The 22869-nt window shown below is 74.3% G+C and carries 23 protein-coding genes, 2 tRNA genes and 2 pseudogenes; 12 read left to right on the top strand and 15 right to left on the bottom strand.

Annotated features, from left to right (window positions below):
* Positions 1-32: 32 nt before the first annotated feature.
* From KDL28_RS23710 to prfB, 5 genes and pseudogenes are all read left to right on the top strand, one after another.
* Positions 33-106 (top strand) — tRNA-Ile (locus tag KDL28_RS23710).
* A 34-nt stretch (positions 107-140) separates the two neighbouring features.
* Entirely contained in the window at positions 141-257 is a 117-nt protein-coding gene (locus tag KDL28_RS23705; protein ID WP_214406708.1) for a DLW-39 family protein, read from the top strand.
* Positions 258-304: 47 nt separating this feature from the next.
* A tRNA-Ala gene (locus KDL28_RS23700) sits at positions 305-380 on the top strand.
* 66 nt (positions 381-446) lie between these two features.
* Positions 447-896: pseudogene (locus KDL28_RS42425) on the top strand (PCRF domain-containing protein); the annotation flags it as partial.
* Positions 897-953: 57 nt separating this feature from the next.
* Positions 954-1121 (top strand): annotated as a pseudogene (prfB, locus tag KDL28_RS42420) (peptide chain release factor 2); the annotation flags it as partial.
* On the opposite strand, the gene KDL28_RS23690 reads toward prfB, so the two are convergent.
* The gene (locus KDL28_RS23690; RefSeq protein ID WP_252441682.1) at positions 1118-2026 is read right to left on the bottom strand and encodes a MerR family transcriptional regulator; all 909 of its coding nucleotides are present in this window, start codon (positions 2024-2026) and stop codon (positions 1118-1120) included. The pseudogene prfB and the gene KDL28_RS23690 overlap by 4 nt on opposite strands.
* A 117-nt stretch (positions 2027-2143) precedes the next feature.
* Between KDL28_RS23690 and KDL28_RS23685 the strand changes: the two genes are divergently transcribed.
* Positions 2144-2554: a VOC family protein gene (locus KDL28_RS23685; protein ID WP_252441681.1), complete on the top strand. Its 411-nt coding sequence runs from the start codon at positions 2144-2146 to the stop codon at positions 2552-2554.
* Positions 2555-2567: 13 nt separating this feature from the next.
* On the opposite strand, the gene KDL28_RS23680 is transcribed toward KDL28_RS23685, so the two are convergent.
* Both KDL28_RS23680 and KDL28_RS23675 read right to left on the bottom strand, forming a co-directional pair.
* Complete coding sequence (locus KDL28_RS23680) at positions 2568-3200, bottom strand: dihydrofolate reductase family protein (protein WP_252441680.1); 633 nt, start codon at positions 3198-3200, stop codon at positions 2568-2570.
* A gap of 28 nt (positions 3201-3228) precedes the next feature.
* Complete coding sequence (locus KDL28_RS23675) at positions 3229-3750, bottom strand: cysteine dioxygenase family protein (protein ID WP_252441679.1); 522 nt, start codon at positions 3748-3750, stop codon at positions 3229-3231.
* A gap of 75 nt (positions 3751-3825) precedes the next feature.
* On the opposite strand from KDL28_RS23675, the gene KDL28_RS23670 reads away from it, so the two are divergent.
* Positions 3826-4722 (top strand): LysR family transcriptional regulator, encoded by an 897-nt coding sequence (locus tag KDL28_RS23670; protein ID WP_252441678.1) that lies wholly within the window; start codon positions 3826-3828, stop codon positions 4720-4722.
* A gap of 113 nt (positions 4723-4835) precedes the next feature.
* Here KDL28_RS23670 and pdxR read toward each other — a convergent pair whose 3' ends face one another.
* Positions 4836-6254 (bottom strand): MocR-like pyridoxine biosynthesis transcription factor PdxR, encoded by a 1419-nt coding sequence (gene pdxR, locus KDL28_RS23665; RefSeq protein ID WP_252441677.1) that lies wholly within the window; start codon positions 6252-6254, stop codon positions 4836-4838.
* 46 nt (positions 6255-6300) lie between these two features.
* Here pdxR and KDL28_RS23660 point away from each other — a divergent pair, with 46 nt between their 5' ends.
* Positions 6301-7644, top strand: a complete 1344-nt coding sequence (locus KDL28_RS23660; RefSeq protein ID WP_252441676.1) for an FAD-binding oxidoreductase — start codon at positions 6301-6303, stop codon at positions 7642-7644.
* 9 nt (positions 7645-7653) lie between these two features.
* On the opposite strand, the gene KDL28_RS23655 is transcribed toward KDL28_RS23660, so the two are convergent.
* Together KDL28_RS23655 and KDL28_RS23650 are read right to left on the bottom strand one after the other, a co-directional pair.
* Positions 7654-8448, bottom strand: coding sequence for a class I SAM-dependent methyltransferase (locus KDL28_RS23655; RefSeq protein WP_252441675.1), 795 nt, complete (start codon positions 8446-8448; stop codon positions 7654-7656).
* A 55-nt stretch (positions 8449-8503) separates the two neighbouring features.
* Positions 8504-9307: a GNAT family N-acetyltransferase gene (locus tag KDL28_RS23650; RefSeq protein WP_252441674.1), complete on the bottom strand. Its 804-nt coding sequence runs from the start codon at positions 9305-9307 to the stop codon at positions 8504-8506.
* Between the two features lie 133 nt (positions 9308-9440).
* Between KDL28_RS23650 and KDL28_RS23645 the strand changes: the two genes are divergently transcribed.
* From KDL28_RS23645 to KDL28_RS41660, 4 genes are read left to right on the top strand one after another with little or no spacing between them, the layout of a single operon-like run.
* Positions 9441-9764, top strand: a complete 324-nt coding sequence (locus tag KDL28_RS23645) for a putative quinol monooxygenase (protein WP_252441673.1) — start codon at positions 9441-9443, stop codon at positions 9762-9764.
* A 60-nt stretch (positions 9765-9824) separates the two neighbouring features.
* Positions 9825-10997, top strand: a complete 1173-nt coding sequence (locus KDL28_RS23640) for an alpha/beta hydrolase family protein (protein WP_252441672.1) — start codon at positions 9825-9827, stop codon at positions 10995-10997.
* 58 nt (positions 10998-11055) lie between these two features.
* Complete coding sequence (locus KDL28_RS23635) at positions 11056-11586, top strand: peptidylprolyl isomerase (RefSeq protein WP_252441671.1); 531 nt, start codon at positions 11056-11058, stop codon at positions 11584-11586.
* A gap of 11 nt (positions 11587-11597) precedes the next feature.
* Positions 11598-12470 (top strand): rhomboid family intramembrane serine protease, encoded by an 873-nt coding sequence (locus KDL28_RS41660; protein ID WP_308216050.1) that lies wholly within the window; start codon positions 11598-11600, stop codon positions 12468-12470.
* Between the two features lie 16 nt (positions 12471-12486).
* Here KDL28_RS41660 and KDL28_RS41655 read toward each other — a convergent pair whose 3' ends face one another.
* The 9 genes from KDL28_RS41655 to KDL28_RS23580 all read right to left on the bottom strand — a co-directional run bounded on the left by KDL28_RS41655 (position 12487) and on the right by KDL28_RS23580 (position 22837).
* The gene (locus KDL28_RS41655; RefSeq protein ID WP_252441670.1) at positions 12487-12960 is read right to left on the bottom strand and encodes a PH domain-containing protein; all 474 of its coding nucleotides are present in this window, start codon (positions 12958-12960) and stop codon (positions 12487-12489) included.
* Between the two features lie 45 nt (positions 12961-13005).
* Positions 13006-13278 (bottom strand): cell division protein CrgA, encoded by a 273-nt coding sequence (gene crgA, locus KDL28_RS23615; RefSeq protein WP_252441669.1) that lies wholly within the window; start codon positions 13276-13278, stop codon positions 13006-13008.
* A 602-nt stretch (positions 13279-13880) separates the two neighbouring features.
* Positions 13881-14528 (bottom strand): aminodeoxychorismate/anthranilate synthase component II, encoded by a 648-nt coding sequence (locus tag KDL28_RS23610; RefSeq protein WP_252441668.1) that lies wholly within the window; start codon positions 14526-14528, stop codon positions 13881-13883.
* Positions 14529-14600: 72 nt separating this feature from the next.
* Entirely contained in the window at positions 14601-16520 is a 1920-nt protein-coding gene (pknB, locus tag KDL28_RS23605) for a Stk1 family PASTA domain-containing Ser/Thr kinase (RefSeq protein WP_252441667.1), read from the bottom strand.
* A gap of 109 nt (positions 16521-16629) precedes the next feature.
* Positions 16630-18015: a serine/threonine-protein kinase gene (locus tag KDL28_RS23600; RefSeq protein ID WP_372497050.1), complete on the bottom strand. Its 1386-nt coding sequence runs from the start codon at positions 18013-18015 to the stop codon at positions 16630-16632.
* Positions 18012-19484, bottom strand: coding sequence for a peptidoglycan D,D-transpeptidase FtsI family protein (locus KDL28_RS23595; protein WP_252441666.1), 1473 nt, complete (start codon positions 19482-19484; stop codon positions 18012-18014). Before KDL28_RS23595 ends, KDL28_RS23600 begins: the two co-directional genes overlap by 4 nt.
* A complete protein-coding gene (locus KDL28_RS23590) occupies positions 19481-20920 on the bottom strand; it encodes an FtsW/RodA/SpoVE family cell cycle protein (RefSeq protein ID WP_252441665.1) in 1440 nt (479 codons plus the stop codon). The genes KDL28_RS23595 and KDL28_RS23590 overlap by 4 nt, the downstream gene beginning before the upstream one ends.
* Positions 20920-22311, bottom strand: coding sequence for a PP2C family protein-serine/threonine phosphatase (locus KDL28_RS23585; RefSeq protein ID WP_252441664.1), 1392 nt, complete (start codon positions 22309-22311; stop codon positions 20920-20922). Before KDL28_RS23585 ends, KDL28_RS23590 begins: the two co-directional genes overlap by 1 nt.
* 67 nt (positions 22312-22378) lie before the next feature.
* Positions 22379-22837 carry an FHA domain-containing protein FhaB/FipA gene (locus KDL28_RS23580; protein WP_252441698.1) on the bottom strand — a complete coding sequence of 153 codons (459 nt, stop codon included), beginning with the start codon at positions 22835-22837 and terminating at the stop codon, positions 22379-22381.
* Positions 22838-22869: the final 32 nt, after the last annotated feature.

Genomic DNA, 22869 nt, shown 5'->3' with positions numbered 1-22869 from the left:
GGGACGGCGGTGTAACCTCGTCCTCGCCGCACGGGCCCATAGCTCAGTTGGTTAGAGCGCGTCGCTGATAACGACGAGGTCGCTGGTTCAAATCCAGCTGGGCCCACTCCCCATCCCCGGGACAGGCAGGACGTGAATCAATGAAGAAGCTTCTCGCCGTCGTGGTCGCGCTGGCAGCAGGCGCCCTGGTCTTCTCGAAGGTCCGGTCCTCCCGGTCGGACGACGACCTGTGGCACGACGCCACCTCCGGCAACTGAGGTAGCGCGCGCCGCTCCGCCGAGCGGGTACGGATCCCGCTCGGACGGGGGACGTAGCTCAATTGGCAGAGCACCGCCTTTGCAAGGCGGGGGTTAGGGGTTCGATTCCCCTCGTCTCCACCATCTCTGACGACGGCCGGCGTCGACGAGCAGCGCCACGCCAGGACCAACGCTTCGTTCCGTGCGGCGATGGGGGCGTGGCTGCGGACGCACGAGGTCGAGGAGACCACCCGCGCGAGCGACGAGCAGCACGCCCGCTCGCTAGCCTCCCGCAGGTGCCGGGCGAAGTCGCGGTGGCGCGCCTTTCCAGTGGCTGAGCGAGCCCGCCTACGCTGCGCCGCTGTGGGCCCCGACCTCCGCGACGACGTGCACGGCGCACTCGTGGTGGTCCGCCCCGAGACCGGGGAGGGGGCACCGCGCTTCGCCGCGATGCTGGCGGGCATGTACCGGCGCTGGGCGGGGCGCCACGGCTACGACGTGCGCCTCGACGAGACCCGCACGGCCGACGGCGCGGGGATCCGCGAGGCCACCCTCCGGGTGGCCGCACCGGCCGCCTTCGCCGCGCTCTTCGACGAGCAGGGGACGCACCGGCTGGTGTGGATCCCGCCGACCGTCGAGGACGGCCGCAGGCGGACCTCGTTGGCCGCGGTCGAGGTCGGCCCGCTGCCGGAGGGCCCGGTCCCGCCGCACCTGCCCTCGGCGTGGGGCGACCAGGCGCGCTCCTACGTGCTGCACCCGTACCGGATGGTGAAGGACCTGCGCACGGGCCACACGGAGGACGACCCGGACGCCGTGTTCGCCGGGGGCATCGACGGCTTCCTCGACGCCGCGATCCGCGCGGGCCGGAGCCCCGGCCCGGCCTAACCGGTGGCCCGGTGGACGTCGAAGACGCTCACCGGCTGGGCCTGTCCCGGGTCGCCGTACAGCGACGGGCCCTGCACGACCTGGCGGGCGGTCCGGCTGACCGCGGTGAGGCGGTGGCGGGCGACGTGCTCGTCGAACGCCAGCACGTGCAGGTACCCGGCCGCGGCCTCCTCGACCGGCGACGGCTCCCCCGCCGGCTCGCCGCGGACGGCGGCGGCCGTGAACGTGATCTCCACGCGGTCGGGCAGCGTGCCGGTCACCGCGCGCACGGCGCGCCCGCTCCCGGCCCGCACGCGCTGCTCGATCAGCGTCCGCGACCGCGCGTCCACACCGACGGTCACCGGCCGGGCCAGCAGCATCTGCGCGGTGCCTGCGCGACCGGTGTCGGGGACCGCGGTCCACACCCGGTCGGGCGGCCGCACGCCGAGGTCGCCGAGGGCCTCGCCGAACGCGCCGTCGATCGCCGGCAGGTCGACCGCCAGCCCCGGCAGCGCCTCCATCCAGGCCTCGACGTCGGCGGGGAGCTCGTCGTCGACGATCACGCCGACCCAGTCCTGCGCCGGTGCCGAGCTGCTGTGGGCGCGGAACTGCCCCGGGTCGAACGCGGCGACGCGCTCGGCTACGGCGAGGTGGAAGTCCTCGATCGTGCGCCGCACCTGAACCCGCTCCCGCCACTCGTCGAAGTCGAAGGCCGGCGCCGACCCCATCTCGGCCAGCGGCACCTGGGCCCGGCGCAGCAGGTCGACGACGACCCCGTGGCGCACCTGCGAGCGCCGGTACCGCCGGTAGCGGGAGTCGGGGTCGACCGAGGCCGGGGCCAGGATGCCGCGCTCGGCGTAGAGCCGCAGCGCCTTGGCCGACAACCCGGTCACGGCCTGGAACTCACCGGCGGTCAGCTCGTCCACGCCACCAGCATGGGCGTCGCCCCTGGGGCGAGGTCAACTCCGGCCCGCTCCGTGGAGAACGACGTCGTCTCCCAGGAAGCATCCGACGGATCATCGGATCCCTGTCATGCTCCGCGCGTGGCGTTCCTGCAGCAGGTCGCGGTGGTCGTGGACGACTACGACGAGGCCATCGACTTCTTCGTCGGCGCGCTCGGCTTCGAGCTCGTCGAGGACTCCCAGACGCGGACGAACGACGGGCGGGCCAAGCGGTGGGTCGTGGTCCGACCGCGTGGCGCGGCGACCGGGCTCCTCCTGGCGCAGGCCGACGGGGAGGGGCAGCGCGCCGTCGTCGGGCAGCAGTTCGCGGGGCGGGTCGGGTTCTTCCTGCAGGTCGACGACTTCGACGCCCAGTACGAGCGCATGCTCTCCCACGGCGTCCGGTTCCTCACCGAGCCCCGGGACGAGCCGTACGGTCGCCTTGCGGTGTTCCTCGACGTCGCCGGCAACAAGTGGGACCTGCTCGGCCGGCCCGCCCCGTCCCGGCGGTGATCTGCGGGCGGGTTCAGGCAGCGCCGCGGGTGAACGTCACGTGCGTGATCCCGCTGGGCGAGGAGGTGGCCTCGACGCGGTAGTCCTTCTCGAGGCCCTCCAACCCGTCCCAGAGCCGCACCCCTCGACCGAGCAGGATCGGGACCACCGCCAGGTGCAGGTGGTCGACGAGCCCGGCGGCGAGGAAGTCGCGGACGACGGTCGGGCCCCCGCCGATGCGCACGTCCTGGCCGCCCGCGGCCTCGCGGGCCGCCTCCAGTGCCTCCGCAGGCGAGGCGTCGAGGAAGTGGAAGGTCGTGCCGCCCTCCGCTTCGATCGACTCCCGCGGGTGGTGGGTGAGGACGAAGACCGGGGTGTGGAACGGCGGGTTGGGGCCCCAGGCGCCCTTCCAGTCCGGGTCCTCGTGCCATCCGGGGTGGCCCCACTTCCCGGCGCCCATGATCTCGGCGCCGATCCCCGGGTCGTGCTGCTGGACGAAGGCGTCGTCGACGCCGCCGTTGCCGCCGGGCTGCCACCACCGCGTGGCGAACATCCACTGGTGCAGCCGGTCGCCCGCGTGGCCGAAGTGCGCCTCGGCGCTCTGGCCCGCTCCGGTGCCGTAGCCGTCGAGGGAGATGGCGAAGTTGTGGACGCGAACGAGTGACATGTCAGGTGCTCCTCGGTGATCTGGGGGGTCAGTTGTAGTAGCGGCGGGCGCTGGAGCCGATGCGGGTGAGGTCGGTCCCGTAGACGTGGATGGAGATCGCCGTCGTCTCGCCGGTGTTGTGCACGCGGTGGATGTCGCCGGGCGGGGCGAACCCGTCGACGTCCCCGACGTGGTTCTCGTTGTGGCCGATCGGGTTGAGCTCGGCGTCGAAGAGGTCCTCGTGCTCCACGCCCTGGATGACGCCGAAGGCGCACCAGGTGACGTGGTCGTGGATCCGGGTCGTCTGCCCCGGCCGCCAGACCACCGCGATGATCGAGAACGAGCCGTCCGGCTCGACGTGCAGGGTGTGGGCGACGTAGTCGTCGGGCGAGCCGAGGCGCTGCTCGGCGGTGAGCACGTCCGGGCTGGGCAGGTGGGCGCGCAGCTGCTCGGCGACCAGCTGCGCGGTCTCGGCCCAGCCGGCGTGGACGGCGACGGCGGCGCGGACGCCGTCGACCAGGTCGGCCAGGTCATCGATGCTGTGCGGGGATGTCGCCAGTGCCGTTGTCATGCCCATGAGGGTGGGACGGATCGACCCGGCCGTCTAATGTCAATGCTCTCAGCGGCTCATAGACGGGGTCGATGCATGCTGGACGTCAACAGGCTCCGGGTCATCGACGCGCTCGCGCGGCTCGGATCGGTCACCGCGGCGGCGAAGGAGCTGCACTACACGCAGCCGACGGTCAGCCACCACCTGGCCAGGCTGGAGGCCGAGACCGGCGCGCAGCTGCTGCAACGGGCCGGGCGCGGGATCCGGCTCACGCCCGCCGGGCAGCTGCTGGCCGCGCGCGCGGCCGAGATCATCGGGCGGATCGACGCCGCCGACGCCGAGCTGTCCGCGCACGTCGGGCTGAGCGCCGGGCGGGTGCGCCTGGCCAGCTTCTCGTCCGTGATCGGCGCACTCGTCCCCCGGGCGGTGGCCGCGCTGAACGACCGGCACCCGGGCCTGCAGATCGGCCTGACCAGCACGCAGCCCCCGGAGGCCCTGGAGCTGCTGCGCGCCGGCCGGATCGACGTGGCGATCATCTTCCGCTACGACGAGGCCGAACCCGAACCCGGCGACGTCCGCCTGCACCACCTGCTCGACGACCCGCTGTACCTGCTGTCCACCCGCCCCGTCAGCACGCTGGCCGCGCTGCGGGACGCCACCTGGATCGCCGGCTGCCACCGGTGCCGCCGCCAGCTCCTGGCGCTGTGCGCCGCGGAGGGGTTCGAGCCCCGGATCGGCTACACCTCCGAGGACATGGTCGTGCTGCAGGCGCTGGTCGCCGCCGGTCTGGGCGTGACGACCAGCCCCGGGCTGGCCCTGCGCGCCCACCACGCCGAGGGCGTCGTGGCGAGCGAGCTCCCCGGATCGCACCAACGCATCTACGCGGCGACCTACGGCGAGCCACCCGACCCGCCCGCCACCACCGCGCTCCTGGCGGCGCTCGCCGGAGCCGCGGCGTCGATCGGCGACATCCACCCCACGGCCCCGGTGTAGCCGGGCGCGACGGTCACCGGGCGGTCCTGGTGGTGCTGGCCCAGCTGTGGCGGATCGGCCGGCTGGTGTGGATGGACGAGGACCTCGAGCGCGCCGGCGCCGCGGGGTGAGCGCTACCGCACGTCGGCGACGGCCGCGGCCAGCAGCCGCACGCCCTCGTCGATGGCGCGCTCGTTGAGCGAGGAGTAGCCGAAGATCAGCCCGCCCGGGCCGCGGCTGCTCAGCCGGAACGGCGTCACGCCGTTCACCACGAGGCCCCGACGCGCGGCCGCGGCCACGACGCTCGCCTCGTCGAGGTCCGGGGGGAGCCAGGCGACCAGGTGCAGCCCGGCCGCGACCCCGGCCGGCTCCAGCTCGGGCAGCCGCTCGGCGAGCGCGGCGAGCAGCGCGTCGCGGCGGCGGCGGTACACCGGGCGCAGCCGGCGCAGGTGCCGGTCGAACTCGCCGCGGTCGAGGAAGTCGGCGAAGGCCAGCTGTTCGAGGGCGGCCGAGCCGCGGTCGGCGAGGACCTTGGCCGCGGCGACGTCGTCGACCAGGTCGCGGGGCAGCACCAGCCAGCCCAGCCGCATCCCCGGGGCCAGCGTCTTGCTGGCCGTGCCCGCGTAGACCACCCGCTGCGGCGCCAGGCCCTGCATCGCGCCGACCGGCTGGCGGTCGTAGCGGTACTCGGCGTCGTAGTCGTCCTCGACGACCAGCGCGCCGCGCCGCTCGGCCCAGCTCAGCACCGCCGCGCGCGCGTGGGCGGGGAGCACGCCGCCGGTGGGCCACTGGTGGGAGGGGGTGAGGATCACCAGGTCGGCGTCGGAGCGTTCGAGGGCGGCGACGTCGATGCCGTCCGGGCCGACGGGGATGCCGACGACCTCCAGCCCGGCGGCGGCCGCGATCGGGCGGGCGTCGTCGTCCGAGGACGGGTCCTCGACGGCCATCCGCCGGGCCCCGCGCCGGGCCGCGACGCCGACCAGCAGGGCGACGGCCTGGGCGAAGCCGTTGCAGATGAGCACGTTCTCCGGGTCGGCGGCGGTGCCGCGCACGCGGTCGAGGTACTCGGCCAGCGCCGTGCGCACCTCGACGGCGCCGCGGCCGGTGGAGTACAGGAACCGGTCGCCGGGCGTCTCGACCAGGGCGCGGCGGATGGAGCGCAGCCATGCCGCCCGCGGGAAGTTGGCGACGTCGGCGCGCCCGTAGCCGAAGTCGACGCGGGCGGCCGGGGCGGGCGGGTCGAGGGCCCGGGCGGACCCGGACGCGGCGTCGCGCGGTCGGCCCGCGACCGTGGTGTAGCCGCCCGCGCCGCCGGTGAGGTAGCCCTCGGCGATCAGCTGCTGGTAGGCCTCGACCACCACGCCGCGGGACACCCCCAGGTCGGCGGCCATGGTGCGGGTCGGCGGCAGCCGGGTGCCCACGGCGAGCCGCCCGGAGCGCACCGACGCGCGGATGGCCGCGCCGACCTGGCGGTGCAGCGATTCACCCGCCGCCCGGTCCAGGACGATCGGCAGCTCGCCGTGTCGACCGGAATTGGTACCCGAGATACCCATCGGATCGGACCATATTGCATGGACCGATTCCTGTCAGGCTTCTCCCATGACGAACGCGACGAACGACCTGGAGGCGCGGCTGGAGGGAGCGCTGCTGCTCCCCGGCGCCGCCGGCTACGACGGGGCCCGGTCGGTGTGGAACGCCATGGTCGACCACCGCCCCCGGATGATCGTGCGCTGCGCGGGCGTCGGCGACGTGGTCGCCGCCGTGCGCGCCGCCCGCGACATGGACCTGGAGATCGGCGTGCGGTGCGGCGGGCACAGCGTGATCGGGCTCGGCGTCCCGCACGACGGCCTGATGATCGACCTCACCCCGATGGCCGCGGTCCACGTCGACCCGGCCGCCCGGCGGGCCCGGGTGCAGGGCGGCGCGCTGCTCGGCGTGCTCGACGCGCAGGCCCAGCGCCACGGCCTGGCCACCACGGCGGGCAACGTCTCGCACACCGGCGTCGGCGGGCTCACGCTCGGCGGCGGGATGGGCTGGATGGCCCGCAAGTACGGGCTCACCTGCGACAACGTGGAGTCCTTCGAGCTGGTGACGGCGGAGGGCGAGGTGCTGCGGGTGACCCGCGACGAGCACCCGGAGCTGTTCTGGGGGCTGAGCGGCGGGGGCGGCAACTTCGGGGTGGTCACCGAGTTCGAGTTCCGGCTGCACGAGATCGGCACCCGGGCGCTGACCGTCGAGTGCTCCTTCGAGCTCGACCAGGGCGTGGACGTGCTGCGCGGCTGGCGCGACCTCAACGCCGAGGCGCCCCGCGAGTCCACCTTCACCGCATCGATCGGGCCGGACGGGCTGCTCACCGTGGGGTTCGTCTGGGTCGGCGACCCGGAGGCGGGCCGCGGGCTCGCGCCGCGGATCGCGGCGCTTGGCCGCCCGGTGGCCGAGCGCGTCGTCGAGCAGTCCTACCTGCAGTTGCAGCGCCGCGACGACGTCACCGACGGCCACACGCTGCGCCGGTACTGGAAGGGCCACTTCCTGCGGGCCTTCGACGACGCCGCGATCGGGGCGTTCCTGCGCCGGGGCAGCGCCGACGGCACCGGCGAGCACCTGCCGAACGTCGGGCTGCAGGCCTACGGCGGGGCGATCGCCGACGTGCCCGACGCCGACACCGCGTTCGCCCACCGCGGCACCCTCTTCGAGTACGTGGCCGCCGCGCGGTGGACCGACCCGGGCGAGGACGCGGACCGCTTCGCCGTGGCCCGGCGCTGCGCGGGCGCGGTCGAGCCGTTCGCCAGCGGGGTCTACGTCAACACCCTCTCCGACGAGGGCGACGCCGGCGTGCGCCGCGCCTACGGCCCGGACAAGCTCGCCCGGCTGACCGCGCTGAAGCGGCGCTACGACCCGCAGAACGCCTTCCACCTCAACCACAACATCCGCCCGACGGGCTGATCCGCACGGCTACCCGGCGCGGTGGGCGACCCGCAGGTCGGTCAGGTACCGCTGGGTGATCCGCCCGCCGTAGCGGCCGGCGATGAGCGCGCCGAGGCAGCCGCGCAGGCCCCGCCGGTCGGCCGCGGGCAGGGCCAGGTGCCCGGAGCAGGTGAGCAGCAGGGCCAGGTACCGCTCGGTGGTGTACTCGGCGTCCCACTGCCGCCTGCGCAGGTGCACGGGTCCGAGCCGCGGCGAGTCGTCCAGCTCGGGCCGGGCGGTCGGGACCTCCGCCGCGGTCGGCAGCCGCGGCCCGGGTGGTGTCGTCGGGTCCCAGCGCCGGTGGCATGCCTGGGCGTCGGCGAAGAACGCCGCGCTGCCGCCTGCGACGTGCTCGGTGTCGATGACGGCCAGCGCGCCGCCGGCACGCAGCAGGTCGACCGAACGCTCGACGCGGACCGCCGGGTCGAGCCGGTGGACCGAGGTGGCCACGACCAGGTCGAACGAGCCGGGCTCGAGGGCCACCTCCTCGAACGCGCCGACGACGACCTCGGCCATCGGGTGCGCGGCCAGGTTGCGCCGGGCCACGCGGGCCAGGTCGGGGCCCGGCTCGATCGCGGTGACCCGCAACCCGCGCGCCGCGAGCGGCACGGTCAGCTGCCCGGTGCCGCAGCCGATCTCCAGCACGCGGTCGTCGGGGCCGACGCCGGCCAGCCGCAGCAGGTCGTCCAGGACGGCCCTCGGGTAGCCGGGGCGCACGGCGTCGTAGCGCTCGGCCACCGCGCCGGAGGTCGTCCGGAGCCGTTCGCGGTGCTCGTCGGCCACGCTGTCCTCCTCCGCGCTGCGCAGCGCCTGTCGTGTTCCACGTGGAACCACCGCGTCAGGTGCCGCGCACCCAGCTGTGGCCCACCGCGGCCGGGCGGAAGCCGAAGCGGGCGTAGAGGTGCTTGGGGGTGTCGTCGGTCTCGGCCCCGATCAGCACCGGGCCGGCGCCACCCGCCCTGGCCTGCCCGACGGCGAACCGCAGCAGCTCGCGGGCCAGCCCGGCGTGGCGCGCGTCCGGGCGCACGAACACGTCCTCGACGACACCGGTGCCCCCGTCGCCCGCCCAGGCGGCGACCATCGCCACGAACCCGCCGTCGCGCTCGACGGCGAACCAGGTCGCGGCGGGGGTGAGGCTGCGGCGCAGGGCGACGGCGGCCGCGGTCGCCGCCGCGGGCCGGGCGCTGCGGACGTGCCGGGCGTCCTCCTCCAGGTGATCGGCCCGGAACAGCTCGGTGGCCCGCGCCCAGTCCTCGTCGGTGCTCAGCGGGCGGGGCGCGATGCCCGCGGCGGGCACCGCGGCGGTGGCCGGCAGCACCAGGTGCAGCTGCGTGGTCGGGGTCCAGTCCTCGACGGCGAGGTGGGCCGCCACGACCGGTGGTGTTGCGGCGTCGACGACCACGCGCCGGCAGCCGCCCTCGACCAGGTCGTGGCAGCGGGCGAGGACCCGGTCCAGCTGCTCGGCCGACCCGGTGCGCACCGCGGTGAGGAACGTGCCGGACGGGTGGCCGGGCGCCGCCGGGTTCCGCACGAGCACCGCGCCGTCGACGTCGAGGCGTTCGCCGCCCGATGACCAGAACCTTTCGCTGACGTCCAGGACGTCGGGCGCCCCGCCCGCGTCGCCTGCCCTGCGTCGGACCACGTCGCCCCTCCTGGGTGGTCCCCCGTGCCGCCACCCTAAGCGGGCCGTACGCGCCCCGCTCGTTCGACGAGGTGTCCCCGGCTCCGTGGACGGCCAGAATGACCGTCGTCGACAACCGAGCTGGAGGACCGCTGTGATCTTCATCGTCGTCAAGTTCACGATCCGCCCCGAGCGGGCGGAGGAGTGGCTCGACCTGGTCGACCCGTTCACCACCGCCACCCGGGCCGAGCCCGGCAACATCTTCTTCGAGTGGTCGCGCAGCGTCGACGACCCCAACCAGTTCGTGCTGGTGGAGGCCTTCCAGGACGACGCGGGCGAGGCGCACGTCACCTCCGAGCACTTCAAGACGGCGATGAGCTGGATGCCCGATGTCGTCGCCACCACCCCGGACATCGTCAGCATCCAGGGCGTCGAGGGCAGCGGCTGGAACAAGATGGGCGAGGTGACCCCGCGCTGAGCCGCGGTGCGCCGGGAAACGACCGGTGCCGTCGCGGCCGCGATCAGGGATCATCACCGCGTGGCGTCGACCAGGACCGCGGCCGGTTGGCTGATCGCGCCGAACGGGCGGGCGCGGCTCGGGCCGCGGATCCTGGGCATCGGCATCGGCGCCGGCCTGGGTCTCGGCCTGGGCACCGGGGCGGTCGCCGGGATCGGCTGGGTGTACTCCTCGATCCTGCTCGACCCGACCGTCCGCCCGATCTACCCGGAGCGGGTGCTGGCCGCCGACCGCGACACCGTCACGCTGGTGGCGAACCGGTTGACCCGCCAGCCCGGGATCTGGGGCCTGCGCTGGGCCGACGGGCTCGCCGCTGTCGGGCCGGTGGTCGGGGGCGACCGGCACCGGGTGGTGCGCGAGCTGCGGGGCGGGCCGGTCCCGCCGGCCGGCACCGAGGCCGTGCTCGACACCGGCCCCTACGACCCCGACCCCGGCGCGCTCGGCCTGGCGTTCGAGGCGGTCGACGTGCCCGGCCCGCTCGGCGACTACCCCGGCTGGGTCGTGCCCGGCGGCGACCAGCCCTGGGTGGTGCTGGTGCACGGGCGCGGCGGCACCCTGCGCGAGGGGCTGCGGATCCTGCCCGCGCTGCACGGGCGCGGCCACCCGGTGCTCGTGGCCAGCTACCGCAACGACGAGGGCGCCCCGCCCAGCCCGGACGGCCACTACCACCTCGGCGACACCGAGTGGGCCGACCTGGAGGCCGCCGTCGCTTACGTCCGCGGCCGCGGCGCCGACCGGGTGGTGCTGATGGGCTGGTCGATGGGGGCGGCGATCATCGGCGCCTTCCTGGACCGGTCGCCCGCCGCGGACCGGGTCGCCGCGGTGGTGTGGGACGCGCCGCTGGTCGACTGGCGGGCCACGCTGCGCCAGCAGGCCCGCAACCGCAGGCTCCCGGGGCAGCTGAGCCCGCTGGCCGGCGCGGTCACCGAGCGGCGCATCGGCATCGACTTCGACCGCTTCGACCTGCGCCGCCGCCCGCCCGCGGTACGGCCGCCGACGCTCGTCGTGCACAGCACGGCCGACACCGCGGTGCCGCCCTGGACGAGCCGGTCGCTGGTCGCCGCGGCACCCCGGCTGGACTGGCCGATGCGCCTGGTCGAGGTGCCCGACGTCGAGCACACCGCGGCCTGGAACGCCGACCCCGCGGCCTACGAGCGGACCGTCACCGGGTTCCTCGACGAGGTGCTCGGGTGAACCCCCGGGCGAGGGTCTGGACCGACGCGCGGCCCGGTGGGCTGGCACGATGGGCCCCGTGACCCAACCCAACTCCAAGACGACCGCCACGCTGCGGACCAACAAGGGCGACATCCGGATCGTGCTGTTCCCCGATCACGCCCCCAAGACGGTCGACAACTTCGTCGGCCTGGCCACCGGGCAGCGGCAGTACTCGGAGCCCAACGCCTCCGGCGGCGACAGCGGCCCGTTCTACGACGGCTCGGTCTTCCACCGGGTGATCAGCGGCTTCATGCTGCAGGGCGGCGACCCGACCGGCACCGGCCGCGGCGGGCCCGGCTACAAGTTCGGCGACGAGTTCCACCCCGAGCTGCAGTTCGACCGCCCGTACCTGCTGGCCATGGCCAACGCCGGGCCCGGGACCAACGGCTCGCAGTTCTTCATCACCGTCGCCCCGACGCCGCACCTCAACCGCCGCCACACCATCTTCGGCGAGGTCGCCGACGCGGAGTCCCGCCAGGTGGTCGACGCCATCGCCGCCGCCCGCACCGACCGCAACGACCGCCCGCTCGACGAGGTCGTCATCCAGCGCGTCGAGATCGCGGACTAGGCGGCCCCCGGGTGTCCTCGGCCGGACCTCCCAGCCCCTACCAGGGCGGCCCGACCCCGGATGCCCCGGCGGTCTGCGTCCGCCACCCCGACCGCCCGACCGGGCTCGCCTGCACCCGGTGCGGCCGCCCGGCCTGCCCGGAGTGCCTGCGCGAGGCCTCGGTGGGCTACCAGTGCGTGGACTGCGTCGCCCAGGGGCAGCGCGGGGCGCGCCGCGGGCGCACCGTCGCCGGGGCCCAGCCCGGTGGGCGCCCGGTGGTGGTGCCCACCCTGATCGCGATCAACGTCGCGGTCTTCGTGTGGACCGTGCTGCAGGCCCGCAGCATCACGGCGAACGCCGACGCCCCGCTGTTCGGAGCGCTCTCGCTGGTCCCCTGGCTGGTGGGGGCGGGGGAGTGGTGGCGCGTGGTGACCGCCGGGTTCCTGCACATCGGCCCGGTGCACCTGGTCTTCAACATGCTCGCGCTGTACGTGCTGGGCCGCGACCTGGAGTCGGTGCTCGGCCGCGGCCGCTTCCTGGCCGTGTACTGCATCGCCCTGCTCGGCGGCTCGGCCGCCGTGATGCTGTTCGACCTGCCGCGCATCGAGGTGGCCGGGGCCTCCGGGGCCGTGTTCGGCCTGATGGGCGGGCTGGCCGTGGTGCTGCGCCGGCTGCGCTTCCCGCTCGGCCAGGTCGTCGGGCTGATCGTGGTGAACATCGTGATCAGCTTCGTGATCCCCGGCATCTCGATCACCGGGCACCTCGGTGGGCTGGTGGTCGGCGCGGCGGCGACCGCAGCGCTGGTCTACGGCCCGGGGCGCAACCGCACCGCCATGCAGGCCGTCCTGCTGGGCGCCCTCGCCGCGCTGGTGATCGTCCTGATGTGGGTGACGACCCTGACCTGAGCCCCGTCCGGCCCGATCAGTCGGGCTGGACGGGGCGGCCGCGGGCCGGGCGCAGGGCGAGCACCTGCGGGGCGACGTCCTGCGGGTCCTCGTCCAGGTCGAGCCGACCGAACACGAGCAGCCGCTCTCCGCCGTCGGCGGTAGTGGCGTCGATCTCCAGCAGCGAGCCGCGCAGCCCGAGGCGCCGGGTCGTCAGCACCCGCAGGTCGCCCACCAGCGGCCACGGGTAGTGCCGCGCCCGCAGCAGCCCGCCGACGGTGATCCCGTCGACGTCGACGCGAAGTCGCGGCCGGGCCCGGGTGCCGTACAGGGCGGCCACGACCAGGCCCACGGCCGCCACACCGGCGATCAGCCGACCCGCCGGGTCGGCGTGCGACGCCCAGAGCAGCACGCACCAGGCGACGGCGGCCACGGCCGCCGCCCACCCGATCACCACCAGCCCGACCGCCGGGCTCCACTCCCGCTCGTGCGGGCCGGTGTCAGCGTCCACGGTTGTCCACAGCGGTTGTCCACAGCCGGGGACCGATGAGCGGGATCAGCGCCACCGCATGGTCATCAGCAGCCCGATCACGATGAGCGCGAAGCCGATCAGGAAGTTCCACGAACCGAGCGCGATCATGAAGTCGAGCCGGTCGCCCGCGAGGTAGTTGACCACCAGCCAGGCCAGCCCGGCCAGCATCAGACCGAGCATCACCGCGATGTAGACCGGGTGGGTCGGGCCCTTCACCTTGACCGGGGTGCGGTTGCCGCCCGCGTCGCGCGTCGGCGGGGTGTATGCGGTCTTCTTCCGGACCTTGGACTTCGGCATGTGCTGACCTCGTGACGGCCTCGTATCGGGCACGGCCGGTCGACCGACCCGGCGTGCTGAACCTGGCCTCCACGGTAGCGTGCCCGACGTCGCAGGTGAGCCGCCGGTCTCCGCCGGCGCACCAGAGATGTGCTCCACCCGGGTGCGATCGCCAGTGCAACGAGCGCCGCCCTCGCTCCCCGCCCCACGGTGGCGGCAGGGAGTACTTCGCACCCCCTGCTGGAGCTGAGGACGCCCGCCGGGGTGGCGCCGCCGGAGGCGCCCTGAGCAGTGGCTGTCGTGGGCGACGCGCCCAGCTCAGATCCAGAGGCCCGGCTCCGGGCCGGGGAAGGGCGCCTCCGGCGGCGCCTGCGCGGCGGGCGACCTCGGATCGAGCAGGGGTAGCGTTCCCTCGCCTCGCGGTGCTGCGCGCCGCCTCGGGCAGAACGAGCGCGGCTTTCGTTGCGTCCAGTGGAGCGAGCGTGGCTCTCGTTGCGCCCGGCGGGACGAGAGCCGCTTTCGCTCGAGGCGGGTGGTGCGTCCGAGCGAGTGGCGCGTGCACCCCACCTCGTTGGCCGAGAGCGCCATTCGCTCGGCGGCGCGTCCCGGAAGGCCGCCCACCTCTAGGCGCGGGCGGTGACCGCCGCGGCTTCCTCGGTCAGCGCGGCAACGGTGGGCTCCGGGACGGGGTGGCCGGCGGCGGCCATCCAGTTGGCCAGGAGGCGGTGGCCGCCGTCGGTCAGCACGGACTCCGGGTGGAACTGCACCCCGTGCAGCGGCAGCTCGCGGTGCCGCAGGGCCATGATCACGCCCGTGTCGGTGCGGCCGGTGACCTCGAGCTCCGCCGGGAGCGTCTCCGGGCGGATGGACAGCGAGTGGTAGCGGGTGGCGACGAACGGGTCGGGCAGGCCGGCCAGTACGTCGGGGCCGGCGAGGCCGGCGCTGTGGTGCACCAGGGACGTCTTGCCGTGCAGCAGCTCGGGGGCGCGGTCGACCACGCCGCCGAACGCCACGCCGATCGCCTGGTGGCCCAGGCAGACGCCGAGCAGCGGCAGGGTGCGTTCGGCGCTGCGGTGGATGATCTCGATGCTGCGCCCGGCCCGTTCCGGGGTGCCGGGGCCGGGGCTGACCAGCACGCCGTCGACCGCGTCGAGCTCGTCGAGGTCGACCTCGTCGTTGCGCCGGACCGTGGTGGCGGCGCCCAGCTGGGCCAGGTACTGGACGAGGTTGTAGACGAAGCTGTCGTAGTTGTCGACGACCAGAACGCGCATCGGACCAGTGTCCCGGAGCGACCGGCCCGGCGTCGTCCCGGTTCCGGGGTGACGCCGGGCCGGTCGCCGCGGTCAGTCCTTGTTGCCGATGACGATCGTGAACTGGTCGTCCTTGTCGACGCCCTCGCCCGCCTCGGCGGAGTGGTCGATGACCTTGCCGTCCTGGTTGTCGTCGTCGACGCCCTGCTCGGTCACCTTGATGTTGAAGATGCCGACCTCGGCGAGCTTGGCCCGGGCCTCGCTCTCGGACAGGCCGTCGATGTCGGGGACCTCGGCCTGGGAGCCGTCGGAGACCTTGATCTGGATCTTGCTGCCGGGGTCGACCTTGGCCTTGGCCGGCGGGTCGGTCTCGGCGACCGTGCCCTTCTCGCCGGGACCCTCGACCTCGGGGGCCTCGCGGTTGACGTCGAGGCCCAGCGCGGCGAGCTGGTTGGCCGCCTCCTGGGGGTCCTTGCCCTGCACGTCGGGGATCTCGACGGTGGTCTGCTTCTTGCCGACCACGATGTTGACCTCGGAGCCGCCCGCCACCTTCACGCCCGGCTCCGGGTCGGTTTCGATGATCTTGCCGACCTGGCTCTGGTCGGGGGTCTCCCGGCTGGTGTTGCTGCCCAGCACCAGCCCGACGGCCTTGAGCTCGGCCTCGGCCTCGTCCGGGTCGCCGCCGACCAGCCGGGGCACCGTGACCTCGGCGGGCCCGGCGCCCACCGACAGCTTGACCGCGGTGGACTCGTTGATCTGCGCGCCCACCGGCGGGTCGGTCTGGGTGACCTTGCCGCGGTCCTCGACCGAGGACGGGACCTGCACGACCTCGCCCACCCGCAGCCTGGCCGCCACGAGCTGGCTGCGCGCGGCCTCCTCGGTCTGCCCCACGAGCGTGGGCACCGCGACCTTCGTCGGCTCCGACGGCGGGGCCAGGTACTGGTAGGCCCCGAAGCCGACGATGCCGATGACCGCCAGCACCGCGACCACGATCCCGACGATCCGCCCCGTGCTGCGCTGGGGCTCCTCGTCGTAGTAGCCGTAGTCGGTGGCCGGGCCGCCGCCGCCCGTGGGCGGGCCGTGGCGGCCGTTGGTGCGGCGGGTGACCCCGCCGGCGGACGCGGCGAGCATCGCGGTGCGCTCGTCCTCGCTCATCACCGCGGGGGCCATCGGGTTCTGCCCGGCCCGCACGCGGACCAGGTCGGCGCGCAGCTCGGCGGCGGACTGGTAGCGGTTGGCCGGGTTCTTCGACAGGGCCTTGAGGATGACCGCGTCGAGGGCGGGCGGGATGTTCGGGTTGACCTGCGACGGGGACCGTGGGTCCTCCCGGACGTGCTGGTAGGCCACCGCGACGGGGGTGTCGCCGGTGAACGGCGGCTCCCCGGTGAGCAGCTCGAACAGCACGCAGCCCGCCGCGTAGACGTCGCTGCGCGCGTCGACCGCCTCGCCCCTGGCCTGCTCGGGGGAGAGGTACTGGGCGGTTCCGATGACGGCCGCGGTCTGGGTGACGTTCTGGCCCTCGCCGAGCGCGCGGGCGATGCCGAAGTCCATCACCTTCACCGCGCCCCCGCGGGTGATCATGATGTTGGCCGGCTTGACGTCGCGGTGGATGATGCCGTGGCGGTGGCTGAAGTCGAGCGCGGCGCACACGTCGGCCATGACCTCGGTGACGCGCTGCTGCGACATCGGGCCCTCGGTCTTGACGATCTCGCGCAGGGTCTGCCCGTCGACGAACTCCATGACGATGTAGGGCAGCGGGCCGAACTCGCCCTCCACCTCGCCGGTGTCGTAGACGGCCACGATCGCCGGGTGGTTGAGCCCGGCCGAGTTCTGCGCCTCGCGGCGGAAGCGCAGCTGGAACTGGGGGTCGCGGGCGAGGTCGGCGCGCAGCACCTTGATCGCGACATCGCGACCCAGGCGGGTGTCCAGGCCGCGGTGCACCTCGGACATGCCGCCGTAGCCGAGTACCTCGCCCAGCTCGTACCGATCGGACAACAGTCGGGAGGTGGTCATCGCTGCCGGTTCCTGGGAGTCATGGGGGATTCGGACATTCTGCCGGGCCGCGTCGCCCTCCGGGAGGTCGCGGGCACTCCTCGAGCGCCGGACCGTCGGCTGCGCGGGCTCACCGGGCGCTGCCGACCGATGCCGCCGCATCCACGACGACCGACGAACCGTTCACGGCGAACGCACCGACCGGACCGCTCGGCGACGGTCCCGCGGATCCCCGCACCGCAACGGTACCGGCCGCCCCTGCGGGCACCGCCGGGCCGGGCGTGTCGGGGGTGGCGAGGACGACGGTGCGCAGGACGTAGAACCCGACCGCGAAGGCGGCCAGGGTCAGCAGCACGAAGAGCACGAGCAGCACGGTGCGGCTGCGCCCGGACCGCGGCTGCAGCCGCAGCGGCTCGGTGGGCGGCGCGGGCGGCGGGGCGTGGTGGCGGGCCGGGCGCCGCGGCGTGTCGCCCGTGCGGTCGGCGCTCGTGCGGGGGGTGGCCGGGCGCGGCCGCGGGCGGGCCGCGTCGGCCGCGCGCCGGTGCGGCGGCTTGGGCACCGGGCTGGGGGTCGGCGTCGGGGTGGGCGTCGGAGTCGGTGTCGCGGTGCGCCCGCGCGGCGGCCGCGGCCGCGGGGTGACCACCGGGGTCGCGCCGGTGAGCGAGCGCGGCACCGGCATCGGCTCCCCGCGGCGCACCGCGGCCACCGCCTCGGCGAACTCGCCACCGGTGGCGTAGCGCTGCAACGGGTCCTTGACCAGCACGGCCTCGATGAGCTCGCGGGTGCCGACCGGGATCGTCGCGGGCAGCGGCGGGGGCTCGTCGCGGACCTGCATCATGGCCACCGCCACCGCGCTCTCGGCGCGGAACGGGCGGTGCCCGACCAGGCACTCGTAGCCGACGATGCCCAACGAGTAGACGTCGCCCGCCGGCCCGGCCTCGCCGCCGCTGGCCTGCTCGGGGGCGATGTAGTGGGCAGTGCCCATGACCATGCCGGAGCGGGTGACCGGGACGGCGTCGGCGGCCTTGGCGATGCCGAAGTCGGTCAGCTTCACCAGGCCGTCGGTGCGGACCAGGATGTTGCCGGGCTTGACGTCGCGGTGCACGAAGCCCCGCTCGTGGGCGGCCTGCAGCGCCCAGGCGGCCTCCTCGACGAGGCGCAGCGTCTCGTCGGCGTCGATGGGGCCGCGGGAGATCAACGTGGACAGCGGGTCGCCGCGGACCAGCTCCATCACCAGGTAGGCGGTGCGCCGCCCGCTCGGGCTCTCGTCCTCGCCGTAGTCGTGCACGGCGGCGATGCCGGAGTGGTCCAGCGAGGCGACCGTGCGGGCCTCGATGCGGAACCGGTGCAGGAACTCGGGGTCGTCGGACAGCTCGGGGCGCAGCACCTTCACCGCGACCGAGCGGCCGAGCCGGGTGTCGGAGGCCTCCCAGACCTCGCCCATCCCGCCCACCGCGATCCGCCGGTCGAGGTGGTAGCGCTCGGCGATGTGCTGGCCGGCCGCGAGCACGGTCACGGGGACTCGCCCAGCGCGGCGCTGATCACCGCGCGCCCGAGGGGGGCGGCCACCTGGCCGCCGGTCGCCTCGAGGTTGTTGGGGTCGCCGCCGGACTCGACCAGCACCGCCACCGCGACCTGCGGGTCCTCGGCGGGGGCGAAGCCGACGTACCAGACGTGCGGCGGCACGCTGTCGTCGGCGCCGTGCTGGGCGGTCCCGGTCTTCGCGGCGATCTGCACGCCCCGGATCTTGTTGAGCGGGGCGTATGAGTTCTCGTTGTTGACCATCATCTCGGTCATGGTGCTGGCCACCCCCGAGTCGATCGCCGGACCGATGCGGTCGGGCTCGGTGGTCTCGACGCTGTTCAGCTCCTGGTCCTGGATCTCCTTGATCAGGTAGGGCCGCATGACCTCGCCGCCGTTGGCGATGGCCGCCGCGATCATGGCGTTCTGCAGCGGCGTCAGCGCGACGCTGGCCTGCCCGATGCTGGACTGCTGCAGCTGCGCGGTGTTCTCGATGTCGCCCAGCGTGGAGCCGGCCACCTTCAGCGGGATGGTCAGGTCGGTCGAGCCGATGCCGAACGCGGCCGCCTGCTCCTGGATCGCCTGCGGGCCCAGCTGCGCGGACAGCTCGGCGAACGCGGTGTTGCAGGAGCGCTGCAGCGCCTCGCGCAGGGTCGCGGTCTCCCCGCCGCCGCAGCGGTTGCCGCCGAAGTTGGGCAGCGGGGTCCGCGTGCCCTCCAGGATGATGCTCGGCGCCGCGGTGAACGGGCTGTCCGGGGTGTAGCGCCCGCTGCTCAGCGCGGCCGCCACGTCGATCAGCTTGAACGTCGAGCCGGGCGGGTAGCGCTCGGAGATGGCCCGGTTGGGCAGCACCGCGGGCTCGGCGTCGTTGAGCTCGGTCCAGGCCTGCTTCTGCTCCTCGGCGCGGTGGCTGGCCAGCGGGCCGGGGTCGTAGGACGGCGTGGAGACCATGCCCAGGATCTCGCCGGTCTGCGGGCGCAGCGCCACGATCGAACCGGTGTAGCCCTTGCTCTGCAGCTGGTCGAACGCGGTCTGCTGGACCTCGGGGTCGATCGTGAGGACCACGTTGCCGCCGCTCGGGTCGCGGCCGGTGATCAGGTCGGACACGCGGCGCACGAACAGCCGGTCGTCGCTGCCGTTGAGGACGCCGTCGGCGGCGCGCTCCAGCCCGCTCGGGCCGTAGATGGTCGAGTAGTAGCCGGTCAGCGGCGCGTAGACGGGGCCGTCGGGGTACTGGCGCTGGTACTTGAGCTCGTCGTCGGAGGGCACCGAGCTGGCCAGCACCTTGCCGCCCGCGCTGATCTGCCCGCGCTTGCGCGCGTACTCGGCCAGCAGCACCCGCTTGTTGCGCGAGTCCTCGCGGTAGTCGCCCGCCTTGACCACCTGGACGTAGGTCAGGTTGCCCAGCAGCAGCAGGATCATCGCCATCACCGCGATGGCGATCCGGCGGATGGGAGTGTTCACTTCGGCCGCTCCACCAGCTCGGTGCCGGCCTCGGCGATCGGCGGCAGCGGGGCGGCCGGGCGGCGGTTCAGCGGGGCGCGGGCGGCGTTGGAGATCCGCAGCAGCAGCGCGACGAGCGCGTAGTTGGCGACCAGCGAGGACCCGCCGTAGGACAGGAACGGCAGGGTGAGGCCGGTCAGCGGGATGAGCTTGGTGGCCCCGCCGATGACGGTGAAGATCTGCAGCGCGATGGCGAAGGCCAGGCCGGCGGCCAGCAGCTTGCCGAAGCTGTCGCGCACGGCCAGCGCGCTGCGCAGCCCGCGGGTGATCATCACCAGGTAGACGATGAGGATGGCCGACAGCCCGATCAGCCCGAGCTCCTCGCCCAGCGACGACAGCATGAAGTCGCTGTAGGCGAAGGGGACCAGGTCGGGGCGGCCCGCGCCCAGCCCGGTGCCGCCGACCCCGCCGGTGCCCAGCCCGAACAGGGCCTGCCCGATCTGAAAGCCGGTGCCGTTGAAGTCGGCGAAGGGGTCGAGCCAGACCTGCACGCGCACCCGCACGTGGCCGAACAGCTGGTAGGCGATCAGCGCGCCGCCGACGAAGATGCTCAGGCCGATGACCAGCCAGGAGACGCGCTCGGTCGCCACGTAGAGCATCACCAGCACGATGCCGAAGAACAGCAGCGACGAGCCCAGGTCGCGCTCGATGACGAGCACGCCGATGGACAGCCCCCAGGCCAGCAGCAGCGGGCCGAGGTCGCGCGGGCGCGGGAACTCCATGCCCAGGAATCGGCGTCCGGCGGTGGTGAACAGCTCGCGCTTCTGCACCAGGAACGCGGCGAAGAAGATGATCAGCAGGATCTTGGCGAACTCACCGGGCTGGATGCCGACCGGACCGATCCTGATCCACAGCTTCGCCCCGTTGACCTCGGAGATCGACGAGGGCAGCAGGCCCGGCAGGGCCAGCAGCACGATCCCGACGAGGCCGGCGGTGAACGCGTAGCGCGAGAGCTTGCGGTGGTCGCGCACCAGCCAGAGCACCGCGACGAACAGCGCCAGCCCGATCGCGGTCCAGGCGACCTGCCGGCTGATCAGCTCGGTGGGCGGCGGGTCGCCCACCGCCGCGGCCTGCGCGAGCTCGGCCAGGTCGAGCCGGTGGATCATCACCAGGCCCAGGCCGTTGAGCAGCGCCACCGAGGGCAGGATCAGCGGGTCGGCGTAGGGCGCGAACGTGCGCACCGCGAAGTGCGCCACCGTGAACAGGGCCAGGTAGGCCAGCCCGACCCAGAGCAGCGCCTGGGTCAGCTGCTGCTCCTGGTTGGCCTCGACGAGCGCCAGCGCGCCGGTGACGAGCACCGCGGCGAACGCCAGCAGCACCAGCTCGATCCCCCGCCCGGTGGGCAGGGGGGCTGGGGCCGCCGGCGCGGCGCTGGGGCGGTCGTCGACGGCGGCCATCAGCTCTCCGGCCTGCAGTTCTGCCCGGGCTCGGGCGTCTGCTGGGGCAGCGGCGTGAGTTCGACGGGCGGGGTGGTCGGGACCACCGGGCCGGTGGGGGGCAGGGCGTTCGGGTCGCCGGCCGGCGGGAGCCCGGGGGCCGGGGTGAGGGTCGGTGCCACGACCACCGAGGGAACCGGCGGCACCAGCTCCGAGCAGGGCGGCAGCATCCGGTTGCGCAACCGCTCGACCACGCTGCGGGCGCCGTCGAGGCCGTCGGAGCTGCCGATGCCGTCCTGCACGGCGCTGCGGTCGGCCTCGGGCAGCGACACCAGCGCGAGGTCGCTGCGCTCGGCGACCTGGTGCAGCGGGATGCCCAGCACGTCGCCGCGCACGCCCTGGTAGATGGCGACCTGCTCGGCGTCGGCCCCGACGTAGTACTGCTGGAGCACCCACAGCCGGGCCAGCGCGCCGCCGCCGACCAGCAGGATCAGCGCCACGGCGACCAGCACGGCCAGCTGCAGGCGCCACCGGCTGCGCGGTGCCACCGCCGGCGCGACCGGCGCGACCACCCGCGGTGCGGGGCGGGTCATGGTGGCCGCGGAGGCTCGGGCCGCGGGGGAGTCGGGCTGCGGGCCGTCGTCCATGCCGCCGCCGACCGAGCCGCCCATGATCGGGTCGTCCTCGCCGAAGTCGATGTCCACGACGTCGGCGACGATGCAGGTGACGTTGTCCGGACCGCCGCCGCGCAGCGCGAGCTCGATCATCCGGTCGGCGCACTCGCGCGGGTCGCGGTATGCCTGCAGCGTGTCCTGCAGGGTCTCGTCGCTGACCACCCCGGACAGCCCGTCCGAGCAGAGCAGGTAGCGGTCGCCCGCGCGGGCCTCGCGGATGGTCAGCGAGGGGTCGACGTCCTGGCCGGTGATGGCGCGCAGCAGCAGCGATCGCTGCGGGTGCGTGTGCGCCTCCTCCTCGGTGATGCGGCCCTCGTCGATCAGCGACTGGACGAACGTGTCGTCCTTCGTGATCTGGGAGAGCACGCCCTCGCGCAGCTGGTAGGCGCGCGAGTCGCCGACGTGCACCAGGCCGAGTCGGGACCCCGCGAACAGGATGGCGGTGAGCGTGGTGCCCATGCCCTCCAGGTCGGGGGACTCGGCCACGTGCCGGGTGATGGCCGCGTTGCCCTGGGCGGTGGCGTCGTGGAGGGAGCCCAGCAGGTCGTCGCCCGGGGTGTCCTCGTCGAGCTGGGCCAGTGCGGTGATCACCAGCGAGGAGGCGACCTCGCCCGCGGCGTGACCGCCCATGCCATCGGCGAGCGCGAGCAGCCGGGGACCGGCGTACACGGCGTCCTGGTTGTTCTGGCGGACGAGCCCGCGGTCGCTGCGGGCCGAGTAGCGCAGCACAAGCGTCATCTCGGCGCTCCGCCCGTGGGTCCGGTGGGTAGGCGCGCCCTGGTTGGGCCGCGCGGCGTAGTCCTGCTCATGACCGCAGCTCGATCACCGTCTTGCCGATACGGACGGGTACCCCGAGGGGCACCCGCGTGGGTCCGGTGACCTTAGCCCGGTCGAGGTACGTGCCGTTGGTGGACCCGAGGTCCTCGACGTACCACTCCTCGCCCTGCTGCGCGATGCGCGCGTGCCGGGTCGACGCGTAGTCGTCGTCGAGCACGAGGGTCGAGTCATCGGCCCGGCCGATCAGGATCGGCCGGGAGTCCAACGTGATCCTCGTGCCGGCCAGCGCGCCGGCGGTGACGATCAACTGCCGGGGCGTGCGCCCGCGCCCGGTGCGGGCGTTCGCCCGACCACCGCCGGGTACCAGCGCGCGCAGACCGGAAGCCGCGTAGAGGTCCGACCGCACCACGCGGAGCGCGACGAGCACGAACAGCCAGAGCAGGGCGAGGAAGCCCGCCCTGGTCAGCTGCAGCACCAACTCCGGCAGCACTCGCCGCCAACTCCGATCTGTTCCGTGGG

It is taken from the genome of Pseudonocardia humida, assembly GCF_023898865.1.
Taxonomy (GTDB): domain Bacteria; phylum Actinomycetota; class Actinomycetes; order Mycobacteriales; family Pseudonocardiaceae; genus Pseudonocardia; species Pseudonocardia humida.
This window is presented reverse-complemented; position numbering and strand designations above follow the sequence as displayed.

Excerpts from the sequence above, each read along its gene's own strand:
- KDL28_RS23705 (WP_214406708.1), top strand. The coding sequence starts at position 141 with ATGAAGAAGCTTCTCGCCGTCGTGGTCGCGCTGGCAGCAGGCGCCCTG.
- KDL28_RS23680 (WP_252441680.1), bottom strand. The coding sequence starts at position 3,200 with ATGTCACTCGTTCGCGTCCACAACTTCGCCATCTCCCTCGACGGCTAC.
- KDL28_RS23675 (WP_252441679.1), bottom strand. The coding sequence starts at position 3,750 with ATGACAACGGCACTGGCGACATCCCCGCACAGCATCGATGACCTGGCC.
- KDL28_RS23670 (WP_252441678.1), top strand. The coding sequence starts at position 3,826 with ATGCTGGACGTCAACAGGCTCCGGGTCATCGACGCGCTCGCGCGGCTC.
- pdxR (WP_252441677.1), bottom strand. The coding sequence starts at position 6,254 with ATGGGTATCTCGGGTACCAATTCCGGTCGACACGGCGAGCTGCCGATC.
- KDL28_RS23660 (WP_252441676.1), top strand. The coding sequence starts at position 6,301 with ATGACGAACGCGACGAACGACCTGGAGGCGCGGCTGGAGGGAGCGCTG.
- crgA (WP_252441669.1), bottom strand. The coding sequence starts at position 13,278 with ATGCCGAAGTCCAAGGTCCGGAAGAAGACCGCATACACCCCGCCGACG.
- KDL28_RS23610 (WP_252441668.1), bottom strand. The coding sequence starts at position 14,528 with ATGCGCGTTCTGGTCGTCGACAACTACGACAGCTTCGTCTACAACCTC.
- pknB (WP_252441667.1), bottom strand. The coding sequence starts at position 16,520 with ATGACCACCTCCCGACTGTTGTCCGATCGGTACGAGCTGGGCGAGGTA.
- KDL28_RS23590 (WP_252441665.1), bottom strand. The coding sequence starts at position 20,920 with ATGGCCGCCGTCGACGACCGCCCCAGCGCCGCGCCGGCGGCCCCAGCC.
- KDL28_RS23585 (WP_252441664.1), bottom strand. The coding sequence starts at position 22,311 with ATGACGCTTGTGCTGCGCTACTCGGCCCGCAGCGACCGCGGGCTCGTC.